22 protein-coding genes are annotated in these 23,360 nt (G+C 72.5%); 17 read left to right on the top strand and 5 right to left on the bottom strand.

Annotated elements, in window-relative coordinates:
• Positions 1–150: 150 nt before the first annotated feature.
• From ACWCPN_RS27695 to ACWCPN_RS27660, 8 genes are all read left to right on the top strand, one after another.
• Positions 151–1,608: a menaquinone biosynthesis decarboxylase gene (locus ACWCPN_RS27695; RefSeq protein ID WP_365129560.1), complete on the top strand. Its 1,458-nt coding sequence runs from the start codon at positions 151–153 to the stop codon at positions 1,606–1,608.
• On the top strand, positions 1,605–2,507 hold the full coding sequence (gene mqnP, locus ACWCPN_RS27690; protein ID WP_451211255.1) for a menaquinone biosynthesis prenyltransferase MqnP: 903 nt from the start codon (positions 1,605–1,607) through the stop codon (positions 2,505–2,507). The genes ACWCPN_RS27695 and mqnP overlap by 4 nt, the downstream gene beginning before the upstream one ends.
• 69 nt (positions 2,508–2,576) lie before the next feature.
• Entirely contained in the window at positions 2,577–3,251 is a 675-nt protein-coding gene (locus ACWCPN_RS27685) for a UbiX family flavin prenyltransferase (RefSeq protein WP_365129559.1), read from the top strand.
• Between the two features lie 61 nt (positions 3,252–3,312).
• Entirely contained in the window at positions 3,313–3,768 is a 456-nt protein-coding gene (locus ACWCPN_RS27680; protein WP_199211524.1) for an Lrp/AsnC family transcriptional regulator, read from the top strand.
• Between the two features lie 38 nt (positions 3,769–3,806).
• Complete coding sequence (mqnE, locus tag ACWCPN_RS27675) at positions 3,807–4,970, top strand: aminofutalosine synthase MqnE (RefSeq protein WP_199211525.1); 1,164 nt, start codon at positions 3,807–3,809, stop codon at positions 4,968–4,970.
• A 45-nt stretch (positions 4,971–5,015) separates the two neighbouring features.
• Positions 5,016–5,540 carry an N-acetyltransferase family protein gene (locus ACWCPN_RS27670; protein ID WP_451211251.1) on the top strand — a complete coding sequence of 175 codons (525 nt, stop codon included), beginning with the start codon at positions 5,016–5,018 and terminating at the stop codon, positions 5,538–5,540.
• 99 nt (positions 5,541–5,639) lie between these two features.
• A complete protein-coding gene (locus ACWCPN_RS27665; protein ID WP_392403388.1) occupies positions 5,640–5,939 on the top strand; it encodes a DUF4229 domain-containing protein in 300 nt (99 codons plus the stop codon).
• Positions 5,940–5,995: 56 nt separating this feature from the next.
• Positions 5,996–6,646 carry a TetR/AcrR family transcriptional regulator gene (locus ACWCPN_RS27660; protein WP_451211248.1) on the top strand — a complete coding sequence of 217 codons (651 nt, stop codon included), beginning with the start codon at positions 5,996–5,998 and terminating at the stop codon, positions 6,644–6,646.
• A 26-nt stretch (positions 6,647–6,672) separates the two neighbouring features.
• On the opposite strand, the gene ACWCPN_RS27655 is transcribed toward ACWCPN_RS27660, so the two are convergent.
• Together ACWCPN_RS27655 and ACWCPN_RS27650 are read right to left on the bottom strand one after the other, a co-directional pair.
• Entirely contained in the window at positions 6,673–7,539 is an 867-nt protein-coding gene (locus tag ACWCPN_RS27655; protein ID WP_451211245.1) for a MaoC family dehydratase, read from the bottom strand.
• A 1-nt stretch (position 7,540) separates the two neighbouring features.
• Positions 7,541–7,756 carry a hypothetical protein gene (locus ACWCPN_RS27650; protein ID WP_451211451.1) on the bottom strand — a complete coding sequence of 72 codons (216 nt, stop codon included), beginning with the start codon at positions 7,754–7,756 and terminating at the stop codon, positions 7,541–7,543.
• Between the two features lie 399 nt (positions 7,757–8,155).
• Between ACWCPN_RS27650 and ACWCPN_RS27645 the strand changes: the two genes are divergently transcribed.
• The 4 genes from ACWCPN_RS27645 to ACWCPN_RS27630 all read left to right on the top strand — a co-directional run bounded on the left by ACWCPN_RS27645 (position 8,156) and on the right by ACWCPN_RS27630 (position 15,274).
• Positions 8,156–10,099 carry an AMP-dependent synthetase/ligase gene (locus tag ACWCPN_RS27645; protein ID WP_392291926.1) on the top strand — a complete coding sequence of 648 codons (1,944 nt, stop codon included), beginning with the start codon at positions 8,156–8,158 and terminating at the stop codon, positions 10,097–10,099.
• A gap of 263 nt (positions 10,100–10,362) precedes the next feature.
• Positions 10,363–11,199: a hypothetical protein gene (locus ACWCPN_RS27640; RefSeq protein ID WP_451211242.1), complete on the top strand. Its 837-nt coding sequence runs from the start codon at positions 10,363–10,365 to the stop codon at positions 11,197–11,199.
• Positions 11,200–11,286: 87 nt separating this feature from the next.
• A complete protein-coding gene (locus ACWCPN_RS27635; protein ID WP_451211239.1) occupies positions 11,287–12,081 on the top strand; it encodes an AfsR/SARP family transcriptional regulator in 795 nt (264 codons plus the stop codon).
• 145 nt (positions 12,082–12,226) lie between these two features.
• The gene (locus ACWCPN_RS27630; protein WP_451211235.1) at positions 12,227–15,274 is read left to right on the top strand and encodes an AfsR/SARP family transcriptional regulator; all 3,048 of its coding nucleotides are present in this window, start codon (positions 12,227–12,229) and stop codon (positions 15,272–15,274) included.
• A gap of 223 nt (positions 15,275–15,497) precedes the next feature.
• Here the strand turns inward: ACWCPN_RS27630 and ACWCPN_RS27625 are convergent, their stop codons facing one another.
• On the bottom strand, positions 15,498–15,698 hold the full coding sequence (locus ACWCPN_RS27625; protein WP_451211233.1) for a hypothetical protein: 201 nt from the start codon (positions 15,696–15,698) through the stop codon (positions 15,498–15,500).
• A gap of 721 nt (positions 15,699–16,419) precedes the next feature.
• Positions 16,420–16,623: a cold-shock protein gene (locus ACWCPN_RS27620; protein ID WP_003974443.1), complete on the bottom strand. Its 204-nt coding sequence runs from the start codon at positions 16,621–16,623 to the stop codon at positions 16,420–16,422.
• 287 nt (positions 16,624–16,910) lie between these two features.
• On the opposite strand from ACWCPN_RS27620, the gene ACWCPN_RS27615 reads away from it, so the two are divergent.
• From ACWCPN_RS27615 to ACWCPN_RS27595, 5 genes are all read left to right on the top strand, one after another.
• The gene (locus ACWCPN_RS27615; protein WP_199211534.1) at positions 16,911–17,759 is read left to right on the top strand and encodes a menaquinone biosynthetic enzyme MqnA/MqnD family protein; all 849 of its coding nucleotides are present in this window, start codon (positions 16,911–16,913) and stop codon (positions 17,757–17,759) included.
• 70 nt (positions 17,760–17,829) lie between these two features.
• On the top strand, positions 17,830–19,596 hold the full coding sequence (locus ACWCPN_RS27610; RefSeq protein ID WP_451211229.1) for a protein kinase domain-containing protein: 1,767 nt from the start codon (positions 17,830–17,832) through the stop codon (positions 19,594–19,596).
• A gap of 34 nt (positions 19,597–19,630) precedes the next feature.
• The gene (locus ACWCPN_RS27605; protein ID WP_451211226.1) at positions 19,631–20,386 is read left to right on the top strand and encodes a prepilin peptidase; all 756 of its coding nucleotides are present in this window, start codon (positions 19,631–19,633) and stop codon (positions 20,384–20,386) included.
• A gap of 70 nt (positions 20,387–20,456) precedes the next feature.
• Complete coding sequence (mqnC, locus tag ACWCPN_RS27600; RefSeq protein WP_365129552.1) at positions 20,457–21,656, top strand: cyclic dehypoxanthinyl futalosine synthase; 1,200 nt, start codon at positions 20,457–20,459, stop codon at positions 21,654–21,656.
• 7 nt (positions 21,657–21,663) lie between these two features.
• Positions 21,664–22,263: an imidazolonepropionase-like domain-containing protein gene (locus ACWCPN_RS27595; protein WP_392291932.1), complete on the top strand. Its 600-nt coding sequence runs from the start codon at positions 21,664–21,666 to the stop codon at positions 22,261–22,263.
• A gap of 6 nt (positions 22,264–22,269) precedes the next feature.
• Here the strand turns inward: ACWCPN_RS27595 and ACWCPN_RS27590 are convergent, their stop codons facing one another.
• Positions 22,270–23,250 (bottom strand): chitinase, encoded by a 981-nt coding sequence (locus ACWCPN_RS27590; protein ID WP_451211222.1) that lies wholly within the window; start codon positions 23,248–23,250, stop codon positions 22,270–22,272.
• Positions 23,251–23,360 lie beyond the last annotated feature (110 nt).

The following is a 23,360-nucleotide window of genomic DNA, read 5'->3' as shown; positions in this document are numbered from 1 at the left end:
GACGTGCGATCTCCCGAAGGTGTGGGACGGCCCCGGTGACCGGGCCAGGCTACCGGGTGACGGCCGTGCCGGTACGGGGACCGGCCTCGCGGACCGGCACAGGCAGGGGCGCGCGCAGGACAAAGGGGTACGTCGGCGATACTTGGGCGCATGGCTTACGACGATCTTCGCTCCCTGCTCAGGGCGCTGGAGCGCGAGGGAGACCTCAAGCGCATCAAGGCCGAGGTCGACCCGTACCTGGAGGTCGGGGAGATCGTCGACCGGGTCCAGAAGTCGGGCGGCCCCGCGCTGCTGTTCGAGAACGTGAAGGGCTCGGCGATGCCCCTCGCGATGAACGTCTTCGGCACCGACCGGCGGCTGCTGAAGTCGCTGGGCCTGAAGTCGTACGGCGAGATCTCCGAGAAGATCGGCGGGCTGCTGCGGCCCGAGCTGCCGCACGGGTTCGTGGGCGTGCGCGAGGCGTTCGGGAAGCTCGGCGCGATGGCGCACGTGCCGCCGAAGAAGGTGAAGCCGGACCACGCGCCGGTGCAGGAGGTCGTGCTGCACGGTGACGAGGTGGACCTCGACCGGCTCCCGGCGCTGTTCACCTGGCCGCAGGACGGCGGGTCCTTCTTCAACCTGGGCCTGACCCACACCAAGGACCCCGAGAGCGGCATCCGCAACCTCGGCCTGTACCGCCTGCAGCGGCACGACAAGCGCACCATCGGGATGCACTGGCAGATCCACAAGGACAGCCGGAACCACTACCAGGTGGCGGCCCGGCGCGGCGAACGGCTGCCCGTCGCCATCGCCTTCGGCTGCCCGCCCGCCGTGACCTACGCCTCGACGGCGCCGCTGCCCGGCGACATCGACGAGTACATGTTCGCCGGGTTCGTCGCGGGCAAGCGGATCGAGATGGTCGACTGCAAGACGGTCCCGCTCCAGGTCCCCGCCAACGCCGAGGTCGTGCTGGAGGGCTGGCTGGAGCCCGGCGAGATGCTCCCGGAGGGCCCCTTCGGCGACCACACCGGGTTCTACACCCCGCAGGAGCCGTTCCCGGCGCTGACCATCGACTGCGTGACGATGCGCAAGCGGCCGCTGCTGCAGTCGATCGTGGTGGGCAGGCCGCCCACCGAGGACGGCCCCCTCGGCCGCGCCACGGAGCGCTTCTTCCTGCCGCTGCTGAAGATCATCGTCCCGGACATCGTGGACTACCACCTGCCCGAGGCCGGCGGCTTCCACAACTGCGCGATCGTCTCGATCGACAAGAAGTACCCCAAGCACGCGCAGAAGGTGATGCACGCGGTCTGGGGGGCGCACATGATGTCCCTGACCAAACTGATCGTGGTCGTGGACTCCGACTGCGACGTGCACGATCTGCACGAGGTCGCCTGGCGTGCCCTCGGCAACACGGACTACGCCCGCGACCTCACGGTCGTGGAAGGCCCCGTCGACCACCTGGACCATGCCTCCTACCAGCAGTTCTGGGGCGGCAAGGCGGGCATCGACGCGACGAGGAAGTGGCCCGAGGAGGGCTACACGAGGGACGGCGGATGGCCGGAGATGGTCCTGTCGGACCCGGATACGGCGGCCCTGGTGGACCGTCGCTGGAAGGAGTACGGCCTGTGAGCAGCGCCTCCGCGGCACTACCGCGGCCGGGACGCACCAAGGCGTTCCTGCGCCTGGTGATGATCGAGCACTCGGTCTTCGCGCTCCCCTTCGCCTACATCGCCGCCCTCACCGCGATGTTCCAGCTCGACCGGAACGTCCACTGGGTCCGGCTCCTGCTCGTCACGGTCTGCATGGTGGGCCTGCGCACGTTCGCGATGGCGGTCAACCGGATCATCGACCGCGAGATCGACGCCCGCAATCCGCGCACGGCCCAGCGCGAGCTGGTCACCGGCGCGATGTCGGTGCGGCACGCCTGGACGGGCGCCCTGGTCGCGCTCGTGGTCTTCCTGGGCGCCGCGGCCCTGCTGAACCCGCTGTGCCTGGCCCTGGCGCCCATCGCGGTGATCCCGATGGTGGTCTATCCGTACGGCAAGCGGTTCACCGACTTCCCGCAGGCCATCCTGGGTCTGGCCCAGGCGATGGGCCCGGTCGGCGGCTGGCTGGCGATCACCGGGGAGTGGTCCTGGAACGCGGTGATCCTCGGTCTCGCCGTCGGCATCTGGATCGGCGGCTTCGACCTGATCTACGCCTGCCAGGACGTCGAGACGGACCGCGAGATCGGCGTCAGGTCGGTCCCGGCCCGCTTCGGTGTCCCGGCGGCCGTCTGGGGCGCCCGCGTCTGCCACACCCTCACCACGGCGCTGTTCGTCTGGTACGCCCTCGCCACCCATGCCGGCGCGTTCTTCTGGCTGGGCCTGGTCGTGGTCGTGGGTGCCTTCGGCTACGAGCACACCATCGTCCGCCCGCACGACCTGTCCCGCGTGAACAGGGCGTTCTTCAGCGTCAACGGATTCATCGGTATCGCCCTGTTCGTGTGCGCGCTGCTGGACCTGCTGGTGCGGGGTCTGACGGTCTGAGCGGGGGACGGTGCCGCGGTCGGGCCGACCCGTCCTGAACACGGTTCGGTCCGCCGGTACGCTCAAGGTGTGAACGCAGGAGAAACGCAGCGCGCGCCTTGGATCGTGGGGGTGTCCGGAGCCTCCGGTACGCCGTATGCGGCAGCCGTGCTGCGGGCACTGCTGGACGCCGGCGAGGCGGTCGACCTGGTGGTCAGCCGGGCCTCGCGGCTGACGCTGCTGGACGAGACGGGGATCTCGTTCCGGGACGCGCACTGGCAGGAGGACCTGCGGGAATGGCTGGCCAGGGGGGCCGACGGCAAGCCCGGGACGTTCCAGGTGGACATCAGCGGGGTGCGGTACTGGGGCGCGGGGGACCTCGCGGCGGGACCGTCCTCCGGGTCGTACCCGGCGCGCGGGATGCTCATCGTCCCGGCGTCCACGGCCTGCGTCGCAGGCGTCTCCCTCGGGCTCTCCAAGGACCTGCTGCAGCGCGTCGCGAGCGTCACACTGAAGGAGCGCCGGCCGCTCGTCGTGGCCGTACGGGAGACCCCCCTGAACGGCCAGACCCTGCGGCACCTGGTCGCGCTGGACGACGCCGGCGCGAGCGTGGTGCCGGCCTCGCCCGCCTTCTACGCGGGCGCCACCCACATCCAGGACCTGGTGGACTTCGTCGCCGGGCGGGTGCTGGACGCGGCGGGCGTCGGGCACGGCCTGTACCGGCGCTGGAAGGGCGAACTGGGCGGCGGCGCAGCGGGCCGCTAGCGGGGCAAGTCGCAGTACCTCTCATCACTTCGGGAACTCTTCAGCGGAAGGCTTCGATCGCATGGACGCGGTGGACAGGCAGCTCATCCAGGCCCTGAGGGAGAACGGCCGGGCTTCCTACGCGGAGCTGGGGCGCCTCGTCGGCCTGTCGGGACCCAGCGTCACCGACCGCATCAACCGGCTGGAGGCGGCCGGTGTCATCACCGGGTACCGCGCCACCGTGGACTCGGCCTCCCTCGGCCTCGGCGTGATCGCGCTGATCGGCATCTCGCTGTCCGACGCCGCCGACCACGAGGACGTGGCGCAGCGGCTGCGGGACCTGCCGGAGATCGAGGACTGCTGGTTCATCGCCGGCGACGACTCGTTCATGCTCAAGGTGCGCTCCACGGACGTGGACGGCCTGGAGAAGACGATCCGGCGGCTGAGCGGCACCAAGGGCGTGTCCCGGACCCGTACCACCGTCGTGCTGTCCACGAAGTGGGAGAACCGGGTCGGGGAGCTGCCCGAAGAGGTCTAGGGATACCGTTGGTCGGGCTGTCGGAGAAAGGTGTTGGCATGGACGTCGGGCTCAAGCGCGAGCTGGAGGAGAAGGTCCGCTCCGGTGAGCGGCTGTCCCGCGAGGACGGCATCGCGCTGTACGAGTCGGACGACCTGGCCTGGCTGGGCGGACTCGCGCACGAGGTACGCACCCGCAAGAACGGTGACGTGGTGCACTTCAACGTCAACCGGCACCTCAACATGACCAACGTGTGCACGGCCTCCTGCGCCTACTGCTCCTTCCAGCGCAAGCCGGGAGAGAAGGACGCGTACACGATGCGCATCGAGGAGGCCGTCAAGCTCGCCAAGGCGATGGAGTCGGAGAACCTCACCGAGCTGCACATCGTCAACGGCCTGCACCCGAACCTGCCGTGGCGGTACTACCCGCGTTCGCTGCGCGAGCTGAAGGCCGCGCTGCCGGACGTGTCGCTGAAGGCCTTCACGGCGACGGAGATCCACCACTTCGAGACCATCTCCGGGCTGAGCGCCTCCGAGATCCTCGACGAGCTGATCGACGCCGGCCTGGAGTCCCTCACCGGCGGCGGCGCCGAGATCTTCGACTGGGAGGTCCGGCAGCACATCGTGGACCACCGCACCCACTGGGAGGACTGGTCCCGCATCCACCGGCTGGCGCACGAGAAGGGGCTGAAGACCCCGAGCACCATGCTCTACGGGCACATCGAGGAGCCCCGGCACCGGGTCGACCACGTGCTGCGGCTGCGTGAACTGCAGGACGAGACGGGCGGGTTCCAGGTCTTCATCCCGCTGCGGTACCAGCACGACTTCGTGGACATGAAGGACGGCAAGGTCCGCAACCGGCTCCAGGCGCGCACGCAGATGGCGACCGGCGCCGAGGCGCTGAAGACGTTCGCCGTCTCCCGGCTGCTGTTCGACAACGTCCCGCACGTGAAGGTCTTCTGGGTGATGCATGGCGTGCAGACCGCCCAGCTCGCCCTCCAGCACGGTGCCGACGACATGGACGGCTCGGTGGTCGAGTACAAGATCACGCACGACGCCGACAACTACGGCACCCCGAACAAGCTGACCCGCGAGGACCTGCTGGACCTCATCCGGGACGCGGGTTTCCGTCCGGTGGAGCGCAACACCCGCTACGAGATCATCCGCGAGTACGACGGCCCCGACCCGCTGCGCCGGGAGTCCCCGCAGCCGATGCGGGTCTGAGGCCCCGGGCGGGGGCGAGTGTTCGGTAATGGCTACACTCGCCCCATGCCCCTTACCTTCACCCTCGACCCGGCGATCACCCCCGCCCTCCACGAGGGCGTCCTGGCGCTGTGGACGGACGTCACCAACGCGGGCGGGGCCGTCGGGTTCGTGCCCCCGGTGACGCGGGAGGACATACGCCCGGCGCTGGTGAAGCAGCTCGCGGCGCTGGCCGGCGGCGGCATGCGGCTGCTCGTGGGGCACGACGAGGCGGGCGAGGTGGCCGCCACCGCCTTCGTCTCCTTCAACACGCACCGGCTGCAGACGCACTGGGTCTGGCTCTACACCGTGATGGTCCACCCCGGACACCAGGGCAAGGGGTACGGCCGCGAGCTGATGGCGGCCGCCGAGGACGCGGTCCGCGGCTTCGACGGCATCGACGCGATCCGGCTCGGCTGCCGGGGCGGCCACGGCCTGGAGCGCTTCTACGCCTCCTGCGGCTACAAGGAGGTCGGCCGGGTGCCCGGCGCCATCCGGGTCGCCCCCGGCGACCACCGCGACGACATCACCATGCTGCTCCCCCTGGTCTGAGGCCCCGGACCCCCCGCGAAGATCGGCTGCCGGGCGTGCTTCACTGGACGATGCCCCCCGTGGGATTTCGGACCGTACGACACGGAAGAGTGGATTGAGATGCTCCGCTACACGCTGATGCGCCTCGGCATCTTCGCCGGCTGCCTCGTGGTCGTCTGGGGAGCCGTCTACTCCGGCATCTTCCCGCGTGGCTTCGGCGACTCGAACTTCCTGTGGGTGCTGCTGCTCGCGCTGGTGCTGTCGGCCCCGATCAGCTGGGTGGTGCTGCGCCGGGAGCGGGAGCGGGCCTCGGTGCGGATCGTGGACCGGGTGGACCGGATGAAGGCCAACCTGGACTCCAGCCGCAGCCAGGAGGACGTGTCGGACGACACCACCCGGGCGCGGAGCCAGGCCTCCTGACGTCCCGGCCGTCGGTCCGGGACCGGCCGCCCGGCGGTACAACTACGCTTCTCCCCATGGGTGCCGTGAAGACCAAGCGGATGCCGCGTGCGGTGCGGGAGCAGCAGATGCTCGACGCCGCCGTACGGATCTTCGGCCGGCGCGGGTACATGGCCGCGTCGATGGACGAGATCGCCGAACTGGCGGGCGTGTCCAAGCCGTTGGTGTACCTCTACCTGAACTCCAAGGAAGACCTCTTCACGGCGTGCATCCGCCGGGAGGCCCGGGCCCTGTCGGACGCGGTCCGCACCGGCGTGCGCGGCGACCTGCCCGCGGACCGCCGGCTCTGGGACGGGCTCCGGGCGTTCTTCGCGCACACCGCCGAGCATCCCGACGGCTGGGCCGTGCTGCACCTCCAGGCCCGTACCCACGGCGAGCAGTTCGCCGCCGAGGTCACCGCGATGCGCGAGGAGATCGTCGCGTTCGTGACCCGGCTGATCGCCGTCGCGGCCCGTGAGGCCCACCGTGATCCCGACCTCGCCGAGCGCGAGGTCGCCGGGCTCGCCGAGGCCCTGGTCGGCGCCGCCGAGGCCCTCGCCGCCTGGGCGAACGCCACCCCGGGCACCACGGCCCGGCAGGCGGCGGCCACCCTGATGAACTTCGCCTGGGCGGGCCTGGGCAACCTGATGCAGGGCCGGCCCTGGAGCCCGCCGCGCTTCGAGGACTGAGGTCCCGGGGGTCCGGACGGCGGGCCCTACGCCGTCAGTGCCCGTACCTCGCCGGTCAGGTGCGGCCGGTCCCCGGTCCCGCGCAGCTCGAAACGGCCGCCGCCGTCCGCGCCGTAGACCACCGTCCCCGGCAGCGGCACCGGTGCCCGGAACCGGGCCTCGACCCGGGCCGCCTCGGGCGTGCCGTGGGCGGCCAGGCAGCGGGCCACCGTCCACATGCCGTGCGCGATGGCACGCGGGAAGCCGAAGAGGCGTGCCGTCAGCGGGTGCAGATGAATGGGGTTGCGGTCCCCGGAGGCGGCGCCGTACCGGCGGCCGAGGTCGTCGGAGAGCCGCCACTCGGCCACCACCGGCAGCGGTGGCCGCCGCTCCTCGTCGGGCCCCGGTGCCGCACCGGACCCGGCGCCGGTCCGGTGCCGGGCCAGATAGGTGCTCCGCGACTCCCACACGGCGTCCCCGCCGGCCCGCAGCTCGGTGACCACCGTGGCCTCGGTGCCGCGCCGGTGCGGGGCGAGACCGGCGACGTGCACGGCGAGTTCGTACTCCCCGGTGGCCGGCAGGCCGGTGCGGCGGACGATCCCGATCGAGGTGTGCACCAGGCCGAGCAGCGGCAGCGGGAAGTCCCGTCCGCTCATCAGGCGCATGGCCAGCGGGAAGCCGAGGACGTGCGGATAGGTGACGGGCAGCGCGTCCGCGTCGTCGGCGCCGGGGGCGAAGCCGCAGACGCGCTCGTAGGCGGCCAGCCGGGCCAGGTCCACGCGCAGGCCGGGCAGGACCAGCCGGTCGCGCGGGAACTCCGCCCCCGGGGACGGGCGCTTGAAGGGCGAGCGCAGCGCGCCGCGGGCCAGCAGCGGGGCCAGCGCGGGGGCGGAGGACAGGGTGACGGCGGTCATCTCACGCTCCCAGCAGGCTCTGGCCGCACACGCGGACGATCTGGCCGTTGACCGCACCGGAGGCCGGATGGGCGAGCCAGGCGGTGGTCTCCGCGACGTCCGCCGGCAGGTGTTCGGCCGACCAGCGGCGCAGCTCGGCCGGCTGGGGCAGGCCCAGGCGCCGGGTGAGGAAGCGGCCCGGTGCCGTGCCGGTGAAGCGCAGGTAGCGGTCGGCCATGTCCAACTCCCCTGGGACCAGGTCAGAAATGCTTACTTTAGAGTAAGGTTACCGGAGGTAAGCCTATGGCACGGCTGAGGAACGGAGGCCGGCGGCCGGGGCGTGACCGCGATCCCGGAACGCCCTTGGAGACAGGGGCCGATGGGCCCGGGGAGGCCCGGGGTGGCGGGTGTGAGCCAGGGAACATGAACGTCTCTCACATGATCCGCGAGGCTGCACACCCCCGTTCCCGGACCATTCCCGAACTCGCACAATCTCCCCACAGCCGACCCGTACGATCACCTGCCTAACCGCCGGTAACTCCTTACTGCGGGACCGCCACCGGTGAACGCCTCGCCGCCCGAGGCACGTACGTCTGGCAGCAAGCAGTTCTCCGCTGCACGCCCGAGGAGCCGCCCCGTGTCCACCCCGTACCCGAGCGCCCCGGTCTCCTCCGGCGCCCCCGTCCAGGCCACCGACTACGACGGCCTGCCGGTCCTGGTGGAACCCGAGACCCGGCGGATGGGCGGTGCCGTACGGGAGGCCTACGTCCCGCCGTTCGCGCCGCCGGTGCGGCACGGCTCGCTGGCGGAACTGCCGTTCGAGAACGCCGAGGCCGACCCCGGCGCCGTCGTGCTCAGCCGCAGGACGGACGACGGCCGCTGGACGGACGTGACGGCGGCGCAGTTCGCCGCGCAGGTGCTGGCGGTGGCCAAGGGCCTGATCGCGTCGGGGCTGACACCGGGCGACCGGATCGCCGTGATGGCCCGGACCAGGTACGAGTGGACGCTGCTCGACTTCGGGGCCTGGGCGGCCGGCCTGGTCACGGTCCCGGTCTACCCCACGTCCTCCGTCTTCCAGACCCGCTGGATCCTGCACGACTCCGGAGCGGTCGCCCTGGTCACCGAGACCGGCGCCCAGGCCGCCGCGATGGGCCCCGAACTGGAGCGGCTGCCGGACCTCGGGCACCTGTGGGTGATCGAGCAGGGCCACGTGGACCGGCTGGCGGAGCTGGGCGCCGACATGCCGGACGGCGAAGTGGCCGTACGCCGGGGCATGCTGAGCCCCGACACCCTCGCCACGCTGATCTACACCTCCGGCACCACCGGCCGCCCCAAGGGCTGCGCGCTCTCGCACGGAAACTTCTTCGCCGAGGTCGACAACGCCATCCAGCTCCTCCACCCGGTCTTCCGGACCGGATCGGCCGAGGAGGCGTCGGTCCTGCTGTTCCTGCCGATGTCCCACGTCTTCGGACGGATGGTGGCGATCGCCTGCGTCCGCGCCCGGGTCAGGCTCGGGCACGCGCCGAGCCTGAGGCCCGAGGACCTGCTGCCCGACCTCGCCGCCTTCCGGCCGACCTGCCTGCTGACCATCCCGTACATGCTGGAGAAGATCTTCAACTCCGCGCGGGCCAAGGCGGAGGAGGGCGGCCGGGCGGGCGCCTTCGACCGGGCGACCACGGTGGCCGTGCGGTACGGCGAGGCGCTCGAGGCCCGGCAGACCGGCACCGGCGGAGGCCCCAACCGGGCCCTGCGCACGACCCGTTCCTTCTACGACCCCCTCGTCTACCGGCGCATCCGCAACGCCATGGGCGGCAGGGTCAGGTACGTCATCTGCGGCGGTTCACCGCTCGGCCGGCGCCTGGCCGCCTTCTACGCCGGCGCCGGGATCGAGGTCTTCGAGGGGTACGGCCTGACGGAGACCGCCGGCGCCTCCACGGTCACCCCGCCGCTCAAGCCCCGGCTGGGCACGGTCGGCTGGCCGCTGCCCGGCACCCGGGTACGGATCGCCGCGGACGGGGAGATCCTGCTCGCCGGCGACCACGTGCTGCGCGGCTACTGGGACCCGCAGGCCGGCGGAGTCGTCCCCGCCACCCGGGACGGCTGGCTGCCCACCGGCGACATCGGCGAGCTGGACGACGAGGGCTACCTGACCATCACCGGCCGCAAGAAGGAACTGCTGATCACGGCCGGCGGCAAGTCGGTGGCCCCGGCGCCGCTGGAGAACTGGCTGCGCCAGCACCCGCTGATCTCGCAGGTCATGCTGGTCGGCGACGGCCGGCCGTACGTCGCCGCACTCATCACCCTCGACCCCGACGGCATCATCCACTGGCGCCAGATGAACGGCAGGCATCCGGTGCCGCCGGAGCTCCTGGTCGGCGACGCCGAGCTGGAAGCCGTCCTGCAGCGGGCCCTGGACGAGGCCAACAAGCTGGTCTCCCGCCCCGAGTCGATCCGCCGGTTCGCCGTCCTGCCCGTGGACTTCACCGAGGAGGCGGGCCATCTGACCCCCTCGATGAAGCTGCGCAGGGAGCGGATCATGCAGGACTTCGCCCGGGAGGTCGAAGGACTTTACGAACGCTGACGCGTGCGGGGCGCGAAGCGGAGAAACAGCCGGACAGAGGCGCTAACCGGCTGCTCTGTCCTTGCCGTGAAACCGCCCCCGGCAAGTGCCCGGGAACGGGTAGCGTACAAGGGGGGTCCGTGGTGCCCACGCTTCGTCAGCCCCCTCAGGAGGAGACGTTCCGGGCACTCGCACCACCTCGGGAACCGGCCGGGACCGGATCGGTATCGGCCGCTCGTAGCCTGCCTTTCCACCCCCGCCTACTCCGTCCCCCGAGCAGAGGCATGAAAGAACACAACGACGTCCGCCGGATCTTCCTGCTGAACCCGGACCAGCGCCTCGTCCGCCAGGCCGCGCGCGCGGGAGTCCAAGTGCGCTCCATACGGGCCGACGCCACGGACGAGGCGGCGCTGCGCGCACCCCTCGCCGAGGCCGCCGCGGCCGGGCTCTGCGTCAACCCGGCCCGCGCCCTCGTCATGCTGTCGGACCCGTCCGCCGTGCAGCGCCTGGTCCGCGACAACCGGCTCTCGCCCGGCGGCACCGAGGTGGCCCCCGGCGACCTGCGGCTGACCGTGGAGACGCTGAGCGTGCACGGCATGCACCAGGCCGTCGCGATCGTCGCCCGCACGCCCTACGGCCTGCTCCACCCCGCACCGCTGACGGCCGACACCGCCGCCGAGGTGCGCGCGGTGGTGACCGCGCTGCTGGACCTGACCGGGTACCAGTACGGTCCGGCCCACTCCGGCGTCGCCCTCACACCGCGCGGCCCGGTGATCACCGGCTGCCGGGCGGGCCTCGCCGACGACCCGGTGCCGGAACTGGTCAAGGCGGCCGGCGGTCTGGACCTGGCGGCCGGGGCGGTGGAGGTACTGGCCGGGCGACTGGTCGACGCGGTGCGACCCAACCGCTTCGCCGCCGCCGCCCTGATCAGCCCGCCGTGGCGGTTGGCGGAGACGGAGGTGGGCGGACTGCCGCACGTCCGCTACGTCTCACCGCCCGAGGCGCCGCACCCCGGTCACCTCGTCGTCGGCGCCGACTCGCCGGACGTGGCGGCCCGGCGGGTGGCCTCCCTGAGGGCGCTGGTCGTCGGAGACGACACCCGGCCGGGAACGGACCGGTAACGATCCGGTAGCCGCGCCCCGCACTGTTGATACGTCGCCGGAAGAAGGACGACGACGCCAGCGACATCAACGGGAGGCGGAGTCAGGATGCTGAAGTTCTCGATCCTCGGGGCCCTGCAGATCCGTACCGTGTCCGGCCCCGCGGAGATCTCCGGCGACCTGCAGCGCACCCTGGTGCAGAGTCTGCTGATCAGCGAGGGCCAGCCGGTTTCCGGAGAGAGCCTGGTCGAGGAGATGTGGGGAGACGCGGTACCCGACAACCAGGCCAACGCCCTGCAGGCGCACATCAGCAGGCTGCGCCGCAAACTGCGTGGCCTGGAGCCGGGCCGCGCGGGTTCCAGGGTGACCATCCACCCCTCGGGTTACCGGCTCGTCGTGGGGGACGGTGAGCTGGACGCGGCCGAGTTCGTCCGGGCCGTACGGCACGCCGAGTCGTCCCGCGGGGGCGACCCGGCGTACATCGCCCGGCTGCTCGGCGACGCGCTCGCGCTGTGGCGCGGCCCGGTCTTCGGCGGGTTCGCCTGCGGAACGCTGTGCCAGCTCGCGGGCGCCCGCTACGACGAGTACCGGATGCGCGCCATGGAACTGCGCTTCGACGCGGAGCTGCGGCTCGGCCGGCACGCGGCGGTCCTCGCCGAGCTGACCGAGGCGCACGCCAACCACCCGCTGCGGGAGCGGTTCTGCGAGCAGCTCATGATCGCCCTGTACTGCTCGGGCCGGCAGGCCGACGCCCTCGACGTCTTCCGCCGTATGCGCCGCCACCTCGACGTCGAACTCGGCATCCAGCCGTCGCCCGCGCTGCGCCAGGTGGAGAGCGCCATCCTGTGCCACGACCCGGCGTTGGCCGGGGATACGCGGTCCGTTCTCCCGCAGCTCGCCTGAAGATGGTCTGGCTTTGGGCGCGGACAAAGGGATAACCCTTGTAACGTGAAGTCGTCTTCCGACGTGACAGGTCCGGGGTGCAACCTAGAATCGTCCCGGACATGCGGGGGGCTGAGCGGTACGACGGGGCGGGGGGACGGGTTACGTGGAGTCGGCGGCATCCGGTCTGCCTGTCGTGCGCTTCAACATCCTCGGTTCGCTGGAAGGGTGGCACGGCGACCGGCGGCTGAGACTCGGCAGCCCCACCCAGGAACGGGTGCTGGTCACCCTGTTACTGGAACCGGGGCGCATGGTGCCGATGCCCCGGCTGGTGACCGCCGCCTGGGAGGACGAGCCGCCGCAGACCGCCGGCCACCAGATCCGCAAGGCCGTCGCCGCGCTGCGCACCCGCATCCCCGGCGGCTCCTCCCTGATCGTCACCGACGGCGCCGGATACCGGGCCGTGCTCCAGGAGGAGCAGCTCGACCTGCACGAGTTCGGCCGGCTCGCCCGGGAGGCGCGGCAGGCGGTGGCCGCCGGGCGGCCCGCCGAGGCGGTCGGTCATCTGCGGGCCTGCCTGGACCTGTGGCGCGGCCCGGTCATGGCGGGCGCGGGCGGCCCCGTGATCTCCGCGGCCTCCGCCGCCCTCGAGGAACGGCACATGGCGGTCGCCGAGCAGTACTTCGAGCTGCAGCTCGAACTCGGCGAGTCCGGTGACCTGGTCGGACCGCTGCGCGAGCTGGTCACCGCGCACCCGCTCCGGGAGACCCTGCGGGGACGGCTGATGCTCGCCCTGTACCGGGCCGGCCGGCAGGCGGAGGCGCTGGAGGAGTTCGGCCGGATGCGCGAACTCCTCGTGGAGGAACTGGGCATCGACCCGGGCGCCGAGCTGACCCGGCTGTACGAGGCCATCCTGCGCGACAGCCCCGAGGTGGCCCCCCGGGTGCCCCAGTCGGTGGCCGACCGCGCCGCCCTGCTGGTACCGGCCCCGCCCGCCCAGCCGTCCGGGTCCGAGCCGGCGCCCTGCACCCTGCCGTACGACCTGCCGGACTTCACCGGCCGGGACGAGGAGCTGGCCCGGCTGCTGAAGGTGGGCCGGGCCTCGGCCGCCGAACGCACCCGGATCGTCGGCGTGGACGGCATGGGCGGCAGCGGCAAGACCGCGCTCGCGGTGCACGCCGCCCACCAGCTCGCCGCGGACTACCCCGACGGCCAGCTCTTCATCGACCTGCGCGGATTCAGCCCCGGTGAGAAGGCCCAGGAGCCGGGCACCGTACTGCACTCGCTGCTGCGTACCCTCGGCGTACCGGACGACCGCATTCCTGACGACCTGGAGAGACGCACCGCCCTCTGGCGAAGCGTTTCCGCGCAGCGGAAGCTGCTGCTCCTGCTGGACAACGCCGCCGACGCCGCACAGATCCGGCCACTGCTGCCCGCCTCCGAGGACAGCCTGGCGATCCTCACCGGCCGGGTGCGCATGCTCGACCTCGACGCCGCCGAGTGGCTCTCCCTCGGTCAGCTCTCCGCCGACGACAGCACCACGCTGCTCAACCGGATGCTCGGCGACGAGCGCACCGCCGCCGAACCCGACGCCGTCGCCCTGCTGGCCGACCTGTGCGGCGGCCTGCCCCTCGCCCTGCGCATCACCACCGCCCGGCTGCGCAACCGGCCCCGCTGGACCGTCCGGTACCTGGTCGACCGGCTCGCCGACGAGACCCGGCGGCTGCGCGAACTGAGCGCGGGGGAGCGCAGCGTCGAGGCCACGCTACGGCTGTCGTACCAGGCCATGGAGCAGGACCAGCGCGTCGCCTTCCGGCTGCTCGGGCTGCATCCGGGCAGCACCATCGACGTCCACTCCGCCGCCGCGCTGCTCGGCGCCGGCGTCCACGACGCCGAGGACGCCCTCGAACTGCTCCTCGACGCGCATCTGCTGGAGCAGCACGAAGCGGGGCTGTACGGCTTCCACGACCTGGTGCGCACCTACGCGATGAGCGTGCGCGAGGCCGAGGACGACGAGGAGGCCGCCGTCGAGCGGTTGGTTTCGTACTACACCCTCGCCACCGACGTGGCCTGCGAGACGCTCTTCCCCGGCCGAAGCCGCTACGGCGACCCGCCCGCGTCCGGCGGCCCCGAGCTGCCCCGGCTGGACGGCGACGAGGGGGCGCTGCGCTGGTTCGACCGCGAGTACGACGCACTGCTCGCGGTCGCCACCCAGGCGGGCACCCGGGGGCTGCACCGGTACGCCGCGCTGCTCGCCCGCAATCTGCTCTTCTACCTCGACCTGCGCGGTGACTACGAGGAGTTCCGGGTGGTCGGCCGCATCGGCGTCGGCGCCTGCCGGCAGCTCGACGACCCGGCGCTGCTCAGCATCAGCCTGGGCAACCTGGCCGTGGGCCACTGGTGGCTCGGCGACTTCCAGGACGGCATCACCACGGCCCAGGAGGCCCTGGAGCTGGCCTCCGCCGACGACCGCCGGGGCGAGGCGATGTGCATCGACGTCCTCGGCCTGCTGCACGGGGCGCTCGGCAACTTCGACGAGGCCCGTACCTACCTGGTGCAGGGCATCGCCCTGCACCAGGAGCTGGGCTCGGCCCGGATGGAGGCGCAGGCCCTGGACAACCTCAGCACGGTGGAGACCTGGTCGGGCCACTACGCCGAGGGCGCCCGGTACGCGGCCCGGGCCACCGAGCTGAACCGCAGCCTCGGCGACCGCAGCAACGAGATCGCCTCGCTCACCTGGCTGGCCCTGGCCCACCTCGGCACCGACGAGGACGAGCGGGCCCGCGCCTGTCTCGCCCAGGCCCTCGAACTGTGCGACGAGTCCCGCAAGCCCGCCAACGTGGCCGTCGTCCTCGCCCACTGGGCGCAGGTCTGCCAGCGGCTCGGCGAGGTGCGCTCGGCCGCCGAGCACGCCGAGCGGGCCCTGGAGCTGGTCTCCGCCGAGGGAACGGCGCTGCGCCAGGCGTCCGTGGTCAACGTTGTCGCGCTGGTCCACCTGCGGCGCGGCGCGCCCGAGCGGGCGATGGAGCTGCACCGCCACGCCTACGAACTGGCGTCCCGCCTCGGCTACCGCATCGAGATGGCCCGGGCCCTGCTCGGCCTCGCGGAGGCCGCCCACGAGCTGGGCGACGACCCGACGGCCGACACCCACCGGAGGGCGGCGGAGGAGCTGTTCGACGCGATGGGCGTGTCCCGGGAGGGCCGCCGGCTCTAGGGGGCACCTCCCCGATCCAGGGCCTGTCCGACCGTTCGCGCCTGCCGCGCGGCCCGCCCTCCGGGCGGACGACGGGAGTGGTCGGACAGGCCCTGGCCGTGGTCCCACGGCCGGCTGCCGTCCGGCGGCCACACGGCCGCCCTTCACGCGAAACGGCACCGGCGGGGTGGGGCCCGGCCGGTGCCGTTGGTCGCTGGGGTGTGCGCCGAGGGGGCGCGGTGGGTCAGCCCTGGGTGAAGCCCGGGCCGTGTCCGTTGGCCAGGGCCGGGGCGTCCGCCTGGTGGCCCGTGAAGCCGGCGGTGACGTGCGCCAGGGCGTCCTGCACACCGGTCGCCGGAACGGCCGCGGCGGTACCGAGTGCGAGGACACCGGCGCCGGCGAGCGCGGCCAGAACCGTCTTCGTACGAAGTGCGATGGTGTGCATGTAGTGACTCCCCCTGGGTAGACGGATCGTGATCCGTTCGCCGGTCTCTCCCTGGCGACGCAACCGATGCTCGGGGGAGCCGATCCCCATGCCGTCCCCACCGGTTACCGGCACAGGTCGCGCTCCCGGTACTCCCGGTTTCAACCGCTCCCAGGGCCTCCGGGTCACCCTCGAACATGCGTTGTGACCTGGGCGGACTTCCGGGTGAGGAGAAGGGCCTGCGATACCGGTGTGCCGAGGTGCTCCTCGGTTTCGCGCACCGCGCGCCCGTCGAGGGCCAACACCGCTTCCCGGAACGGCCGCGCCGTGTGCCCGGGGCGGCGACGGCGGAGGTCGGGCGTCACCGGATGACCCCGGGGACGGTCCGGCCGGAGCGGCCGCTCCCCGCATCGAAGGCGAGCAGAAGCCGGTCGCCGGGGTGTGGTGGTCGAGTGGTGGGCCAAGACGCCGGCCTAGGGAACCGTCGGGGAACGGCAGCCGCGTTCGAGGCGCGGTCCCGGGTTCTCGCGGCGGGCGATCGCGAGCATGGACCTGGAGAGGCCGAGCCCGAGCACGAGGGTGTCGTGGAAGGTTCCGGCGCCGCCCGCGTCTACAGGGCGGGATTACCTGGAATTCGCCGGGAATTCACGAAAGCGCCGGCCCGGAAAAAGGCAGGAGCCCCGTCGCCTTGCGGCGTGGGGCTCCTTGGGTACTGCACTCAGGTTCTGCGATCAGGCAGTGATCAGACGGGGGTGACGTTCTCCGCCTGCGGACCCTTCGGGCCCTGCGTCACGTCGAAGGAGACCTGCTGGTTCTCCTCGAGCGAGCGGAAGCCCTGGGCGTTGATCGCGGAGTAGTGAACGAAGACGTCGGGGCCGCCGCCCTCCTGGGCGATGAAGCCAAAGCCCTTTTCGGCGTTGAACCACTTAACGGTTCCGGTAGCCATAAGCCCTCCTTGGGCCCAAAAGGGTTGCCCTGCTCCAGAACCTGCACGTGCGAAACGGTGCTGCACAACTGCATTCGTCTGAAAACGACGAGAGCCCGCGGTCACATGCTCCGCAGGCTCTGTACTGCAAGGGAAACCAAACTGCAACTTGCGGCGAGCCTAGCACGCGGGCAGCCGGAAGCAATAGAGGCCAAGATCACTTCACCCGAATGTTTGAACGCCCACTCGGGTGGGTTGACGGTGGGGCCGGTCTCAGCACCGTACCGCAAGGGGTCTAGTCTCGCGATGTGGACAATTCTCGCACCCGGCCGCGCGTCGGCCACATCCAGTTCCTGAACTGCCTGCCCCTCTACTGGGGGCTCGCGAGAACCGGCACGCTCCTCGATTTCGAGCTGACGAAGGACACCCCGGAAAAGCTCAGCGAGCAGATCGTGCGCGGCGACCTCGACATCGGGCCGGTCACCCTCGTGGAGTTCCTGCGCAACGCGGACGACCTCGTGGCCTTCCCGGACATCGCCGTCGGCTGCGACGGCCCGGTGATGTCCTGTGTGATCGTCTCGCAGGTCCCGCTCGACCGGCTGGACGGCGCCCGCGTCGCCCTCGGTTCGACCTCGCGGACGTCGGTCAGGCTGGCCCAGCTGCTGCTGGCGGAACGCTTCGGCGTCCAGCCGGACTACTACACCTGCCCGCCCGACCTCAGCCTGATGATGCAGGAGGCGGACGCCGCCGTCCTGATCGGGGACGCCGCCCTGCGCGCCAACCTGATCGACGGCCCCCGCTTCGGCCTTCAGGTGCACGACCTGGGCGCGCTGTGGAAGGAGTGGACCGGGTTGCCGTTCGTCTTCGCGGTCTGGGCGGCGCGCCGCGACTACGCCGAGCGCGAGCCGCTCATCACCCGCAAGGTCCACGAGGCCTTCCTCGCCTCCCGCAACCTCTCGCTGGAGGAGGTCGGCAAGGTCGCCGAGCAGGCCGCCCGTTGGGAGTCCTTCGACGAGGCCACCCTGGAGCAGTACTTCACCACCCTCGACTTCAGCTTCGGCGGACCGCAGCTGAAGGCGGTCACCGAGTTCGCCCGCCGGGTCGGCCCGACGACCGGTTTCCCGGCGGACGTGAAGGTGGATCTGCTTCAGCCGTAATCGCCACGGCACTACGCTGCGGGCAGTGAGGCGCCCGGGGGAGAGGCGTTACGGGGGAGAGGTGCACGCCATGCAGCCGCTCGGAGCCGACGAACCGGCCGCCGTCGGGCCCTACCGGCTGCTCGGCCGGCTCGGCTCCGGCGGCATGGGCCGGGTCTATCTGGGGCGCAGCGCGGGCGGCCGTACGGTCGCGGTGAAGATCGTGCATCCGCACTTCGCGCTGGACGAGGAGTTCCGGGCCCGCTTCCGGCGTGAGGTCGATGCCGCCCGCCGGGTCGGCGGCGCCTGGACCGCACCCGTCCTGGACGCGGACCCGGAGGCCGCCGTGCCCTGGGTCGCCACCGCCTACGCGGCGGGCCCGTCGCTCGCCGCGGCCGTCACGGACGGCGGACCGCTGCCCGCGCGGACCGTACGGGCCCTGGGCGCGGGCCTCGCCGAGGCGCTCGCCGCCGTGCACGAACTGGGCCTGGTGCACCGGGACGTGAAGCCGTCCAACGTGCTGCTCACCCTGGACGGCCCGCTGCTCATCGACTTCGGCATCGCCCGTGCCACGGACGGCACCGCGTCCCTCACCTCGACCGGCGTCTCCGTCGGCTCGCCCGGCTACATGTCCCCCGAGCAGATCCTCGGCAAGGGCGTCTCCGGGGCGGCCGACGTCTTCTCCCTCGGCGCGGTGCTGGCCTACGCGGCGACCGGTGAGCCCCCGTTCCCGGGCGACTCCTCGGCCGCCCTGCTGTACAAGGTCGTCCACGAGGAACCGGAACTCGGCGGGCTGACGGGCGAGTTGCGCGAGGCGGCGGCCGCCTGTCTGGCGAAGGACCCGGCGGCCCGCCCGGCCCCCGCGGCACTGGCCCGCCGTCTCGCCCCCGAGGGCACGGCCCGCCTGGTGGCCGGCGGCTGGCTGCCCGGCGCGCTGGTGGAGCAGGTCAGCCGGAGCGCCGTGAGCCTGCTCAACCTGGAGACGGCCGAGACCGCCCCGTCCGGGCCGGTGGGCTTCAGCAGCCCCTCGGTGGACGGCACTTCGGGCGCGCGGCCCACGGACGGCACGGGCCCGGCCGAGCGGCCCGGACAGCCGCGGTCCGGCGGCCGTCCGGTCCCGGTCGCGGGCGTGTTCGGGCCGGCCCCGTCGATGACTCCGCCCCTGCCGTCCGGTGCCCCGGACGTTCCCGCCGCACGGCCGGACGCCGGGGACCCGGAGCCGTCCGCCGGGTCCGGGCCGCGGGACGAGCGGCCGGCCCCCGGCCGGGTCACGGTGAGCGTGGCGGCGACGTCGACGCCGGGCGAGAAGGGGCGCGGACGCCGGGTGAGCTGCACCGTCGCGTTGGCCGTGGCGGGTGCGACGGCCGCGGCGGCGGTGGGCCTGGGAGCGTTGCTCCAGCCATGGGCCGGGGGCGGGCACGACACGGCGGGCGGCGCACCGCGGGCCTCCCGCTCGGCCGGCGCGGCGGCCACCGGGGCACCCGACGCGAGCGGTGGCTCCCCGGGCGCGATCCCGGCCCGCTACCTGGGCACCTGGGAGGGCCCGGCCAGCGGACTCGGCGGCAGTCTGCCCATGGGCACCTTCCGCCTGACCGTGCACCAGGTGGCCGTCGGCGAGGAGTTGGGCCGGCTGCGGCAGACCGACCAGCTCGGCGGAGTCTGCGTCGACGTCCTCACCCTGAAGCAGGTGACGCCGTCCCGGATCGTGGCCACCTCGGTCGGCGCGAAGTCCAACCACGCCGGCTGCGACCCGGCGCCGCACCCGGTGGAGCTGACGCCGGTCGGCGACGACCTTCGTTACACCGCAAAGAGCGCGGCCGAGGGCGATCCGGTGGCCCGGATGTCGAAGGCCGGCTGAGACGGACCGGACCAGGCGCGGAAGGGGAGAGCGGATGGGTGCCGCGGGGACGAGCACGGAGGTGCTGGCCGTCGCCGCCGCGCTGTGGGGCGCGGCGGCCGGGACACTGCTGCCCAGGGCCGCCTACCGCTTCGCGGTCCCGGCCGGCGAGCCGTGGCGGGAGCGCTGCGGGCGGGGGCACCCGATCCGCGGCTGGCTCGGGCGGGCGCGGTGCGGGCAGTGCGCCCGAGGGGCGGCGCGGGCACCGTACCCGCCGTCCGCCGCGCTTCTCGCCGCGGCCACCGCCCTCGCCTGCGCCGCCCTCGCCGTCGCCACCGGTACCCGGCCGGAGCTGGGCGTCTGGCTGCTGCTCGCGCCGGTGTGGGTACTGCTGGCCGCCGTCGACGTACGGGTGCGTCGGCTGCCCGACCCGCTGACCCTGCCGCTCGCGGCCGCCGGGCTCGGCCTGCTCGCCCTCGTCGCCCTGCTGCCGGAGCACGCCGGTGACTGGCTCACCGCGCTGTACGGCGCGCTCGCGCTCGGCGGCGGCTACCTAGTGCTGTTCCTCGTCAACCCGTCCGGCATGGGCTTCGGCGACGTGAAGCTCGCGCTCGGCATGGGCGCCGCGCTCGGCTGGTACGGCTGGCCGACCCTGCTGCTCGGCACCTTCGCCGGTTTCCTGCTCGGCGCGCTCTACGGCGGCGCGCTCGTCCTCGCCCGGCGGGCGGGCCGCGGGACGGCCATCCCCTTCGGGCCGTTCCTCATCGCCGGCGCCTTCGCCGGGCTGCTGATCGGCGCCTACGCGGCCTGACAGCGGACGGCCCGAACGGCTGGCGTAGGCTGGTCCGGTCCGTCCACAACCCTTGACGAAAGGGACCCCGGTGTCCGAGAAGGCCGACCTCCAGTCCGTCCTCGATCGTGCCGCCGCCGGTGGGCGGATCACCGCCGAAGAGGCGCTCGTCCTCTACCGCGACGCCCCGCTGCACGCGCTGGGCGCCGCCGCCGACGCCGTACGCCGCCGCAAGTACGCGGGCATCGAGCACATCGCCACGTACATCATCGAGCGCAACATCAACTACACGAACGTGTGCGTCACGGCGTGCAGGTTCTGCGCCTTCTACGCGGCCCCCAAGGACACCGGGAAGGGCTGGACCCGCGACCTCGACGACATCCTGCGCCGCTGCGCGGAGACCGTGGAGCTGGGCGGCACCCAGATCATGTTCCAGGGCGGTCACCACCCGGACTACGGCGTCGAGTACTACGAGAAGCACTTCAAGGCCATCAAGGACGCCTTCCCCCAGCTCGTGATCCACTCCCTCGGCGCCTCCGAGGTCGAGCACATGGCCCGGATCAGCGGTGTCCCGGTGGAAGAGGCCATCACCCGGATCCACGAGGCGGGCCTGGACTCCTTCGCGGGCGCCGGCGCCGAACTCCTGCCCGAGCGGCCGCGCAAGGCCATCGCCCCGCTGAAGGAGAGCGGCGAGCGCTGGCTGGAGATCATGGAGATCGCGCACGGGCTGGGCGTGGAGTCGACGTCCACCATGCTGATGGGCACGGGCGAGACCAACGCCGAGCGCATCGAGCACCTGCGCATGATCCGTGACGTGCAGGACCGCACGGGCGGCTTCCGGGCCTTCATCCCGTACACCTACCAGCCCGAGAACAACCACCTGAAGGGCCGCACCCAGGCCACGCTCTTCGAGTACCTGCGGATGATCGCCATCGCCCGCCTCTTCCTGGACAACGTCCAGCACATCCAGGGCTCGTGGCTGACCACCGGCAAGGAGGTCGGCCAGCTCTCCCTGCACTACGGCGCGGACGACCTCGGCTCGATCATGCTGGAGGAGAACGTGGTCTCCTCGGCCGGCGCCAAGCACCGCTCCAACCGGCTCGAGATCATCGACCTCATCCGCAAGGCGGGCCGCGTCCCGGCCCAGCGCGCCACGACGTACGAGCACCTCGTCGTGCACGACGACCCGGCGAACGACCCGGTCGACGACCGCGTGGTCTCCCACATCTCCTCCACGGCGATCGACGGCGGCACGGCGCACCCGGAGCTGAAGCTGCTGGCGTCCAACTGACGGCGCCGTGCTGACACTTCACGTCGCCGAGCGGTCCCCGCAGGCCGCCGTCCTGGTCGACGGGGCGTCCATCGCCGCCGTCGGCCCGTACGAGGAACTGGCCGCCGCCGAACCCCGGGCGAGGGTCCGGCGCTGGCCCGGCATCCTCACCCCGGGCCTGCTGAACCCGTACGGCCCGGAGCTGCTGGAGGCCACCTACCACCCCGACCCGCGCGAGGCCGATGTGCTCGGCACCGAGCCCGTCGTCGGAGCGCGCGCCCGGGAGATCCTCCGCGCCGACCCCGCGCGCCTCGGCGCCAGCGCGCGGCGCGGGGTGCAGCGCATGCTGGCGCACGGCACGGTGGCGGTGGCCGGGGAGCTGCGGTCGCGGGCCGCGGCCGACGCGGTGCGCAGGGCCGGGCTCGCCGTCGGACAGCGCCCGGACCGCCTCCCGGGCCCGGCGGCGCTGTCCCCCACTCCGCTGATCCTGCTGCCCGGGCCGGTGGCGGGCGGGCCCGCCCGGTTCGCCGTGTTCGACGTCGCGGACCGCGCCGATCTGGTCCGGCGCGGCGCCGGGACCTGTGTGGCGACCGTGATCGGCGGGCGGCTGGTGTACCGCGGCCGCTGACCGGACTCAACCGGAGAACCGCTGCCCGAACGCCCCCGGGCGCTGGTTCACCCCGCTGCAGTCGGTCGCCGCGTCGTCCGTGGCGGAACCTTTCGCGCATCGCCGGTCGCGGAAGGTGGACCACATCGAGACCCAGGCGATCTCCTTCTCCTCGGCGAACGCCCGTACCTGGTCCGCGTCGGAGAGCGTGAAGGTCTCCCCGGCCACGTCGTTGACGCCGATCATCGAGGTGAGCGCCATACCCCGCCAGGCGCCCGCGTCGGACAGCCCGAACACCTTCCTCAGCTGGGTGTGCGCGGCCCTGGCCGAGGTGAGGGCGTAGTCGCCCATGTCGCCCGCGTACGACTCGCCGTAGTTCATCGTCATGAGGTTGACGGTGGAGACCTGGACGTCGTGGTTGTTCGCGGACTCCAGCAGCGCGAGGCTGTCCGCGTCCAGTCCCGAGGGCATCACCGGGAGGGTGAACGAGACCTCCAGGTCCGGCCGTTCCCGCTGCAGCCGGGCCATCGCCCGTGAACGCAGGTCGACCGAGGCGGAGTCGCCCGGCTCGGCGCCCTCGATGTCGAAGTCGGCCAGGGTGCTGCCGGCCGCGTCCAGCGCCTTCGCGTAGGCGACGGCCAGGGAGGCGGCGCTGTCGCAGGTGGCGGCCAGTTCCTTTCCGGACGCCCCGCCGAAGGACACCCGGACCGTGGCTCCGCCCCGCTTCAGCGCCGCGATCCGCGACTTCACCGGGGCGGCACCGACGGCCTCGGTGCCGTTCCACTCCGGGACGCAGTCGTCGTCACCGGAGATCACGAAGGCGAGGTTGTACGTCGCCGGGGAACCGGCGGAGTCGGTGACGGAGCTCGCCGTGGCGCTGACGTAGGGGGCGTACGCGGGGGCGTGTGCCGCGGTGTCCGACGTGCTCCCGGAGTGCCCGGAGCAGCCCGTGGCGACGAGTGCGAACAGACAGGTGAATCCAGTCATGCGCTTCCGGAAACGCCTCATCGCATACGCACCCGCTCTCGTGATCCCGGTATCTCTGTCTCAGGCCGGAAACGGATTCCTGTTTCCGAAGGGAAATCTCTCATACGTTCCCGCCCGGTGTCGTGGTTCCT

The sequence above is a fragment of the Streptomyces sp. NPDC002386 genome, from assembly GCF_053593175.1.
Note: the sequence above shows the minus strand (reverse complement) of the source record. Positions and strands in the feature narration are given on the sequence as shown.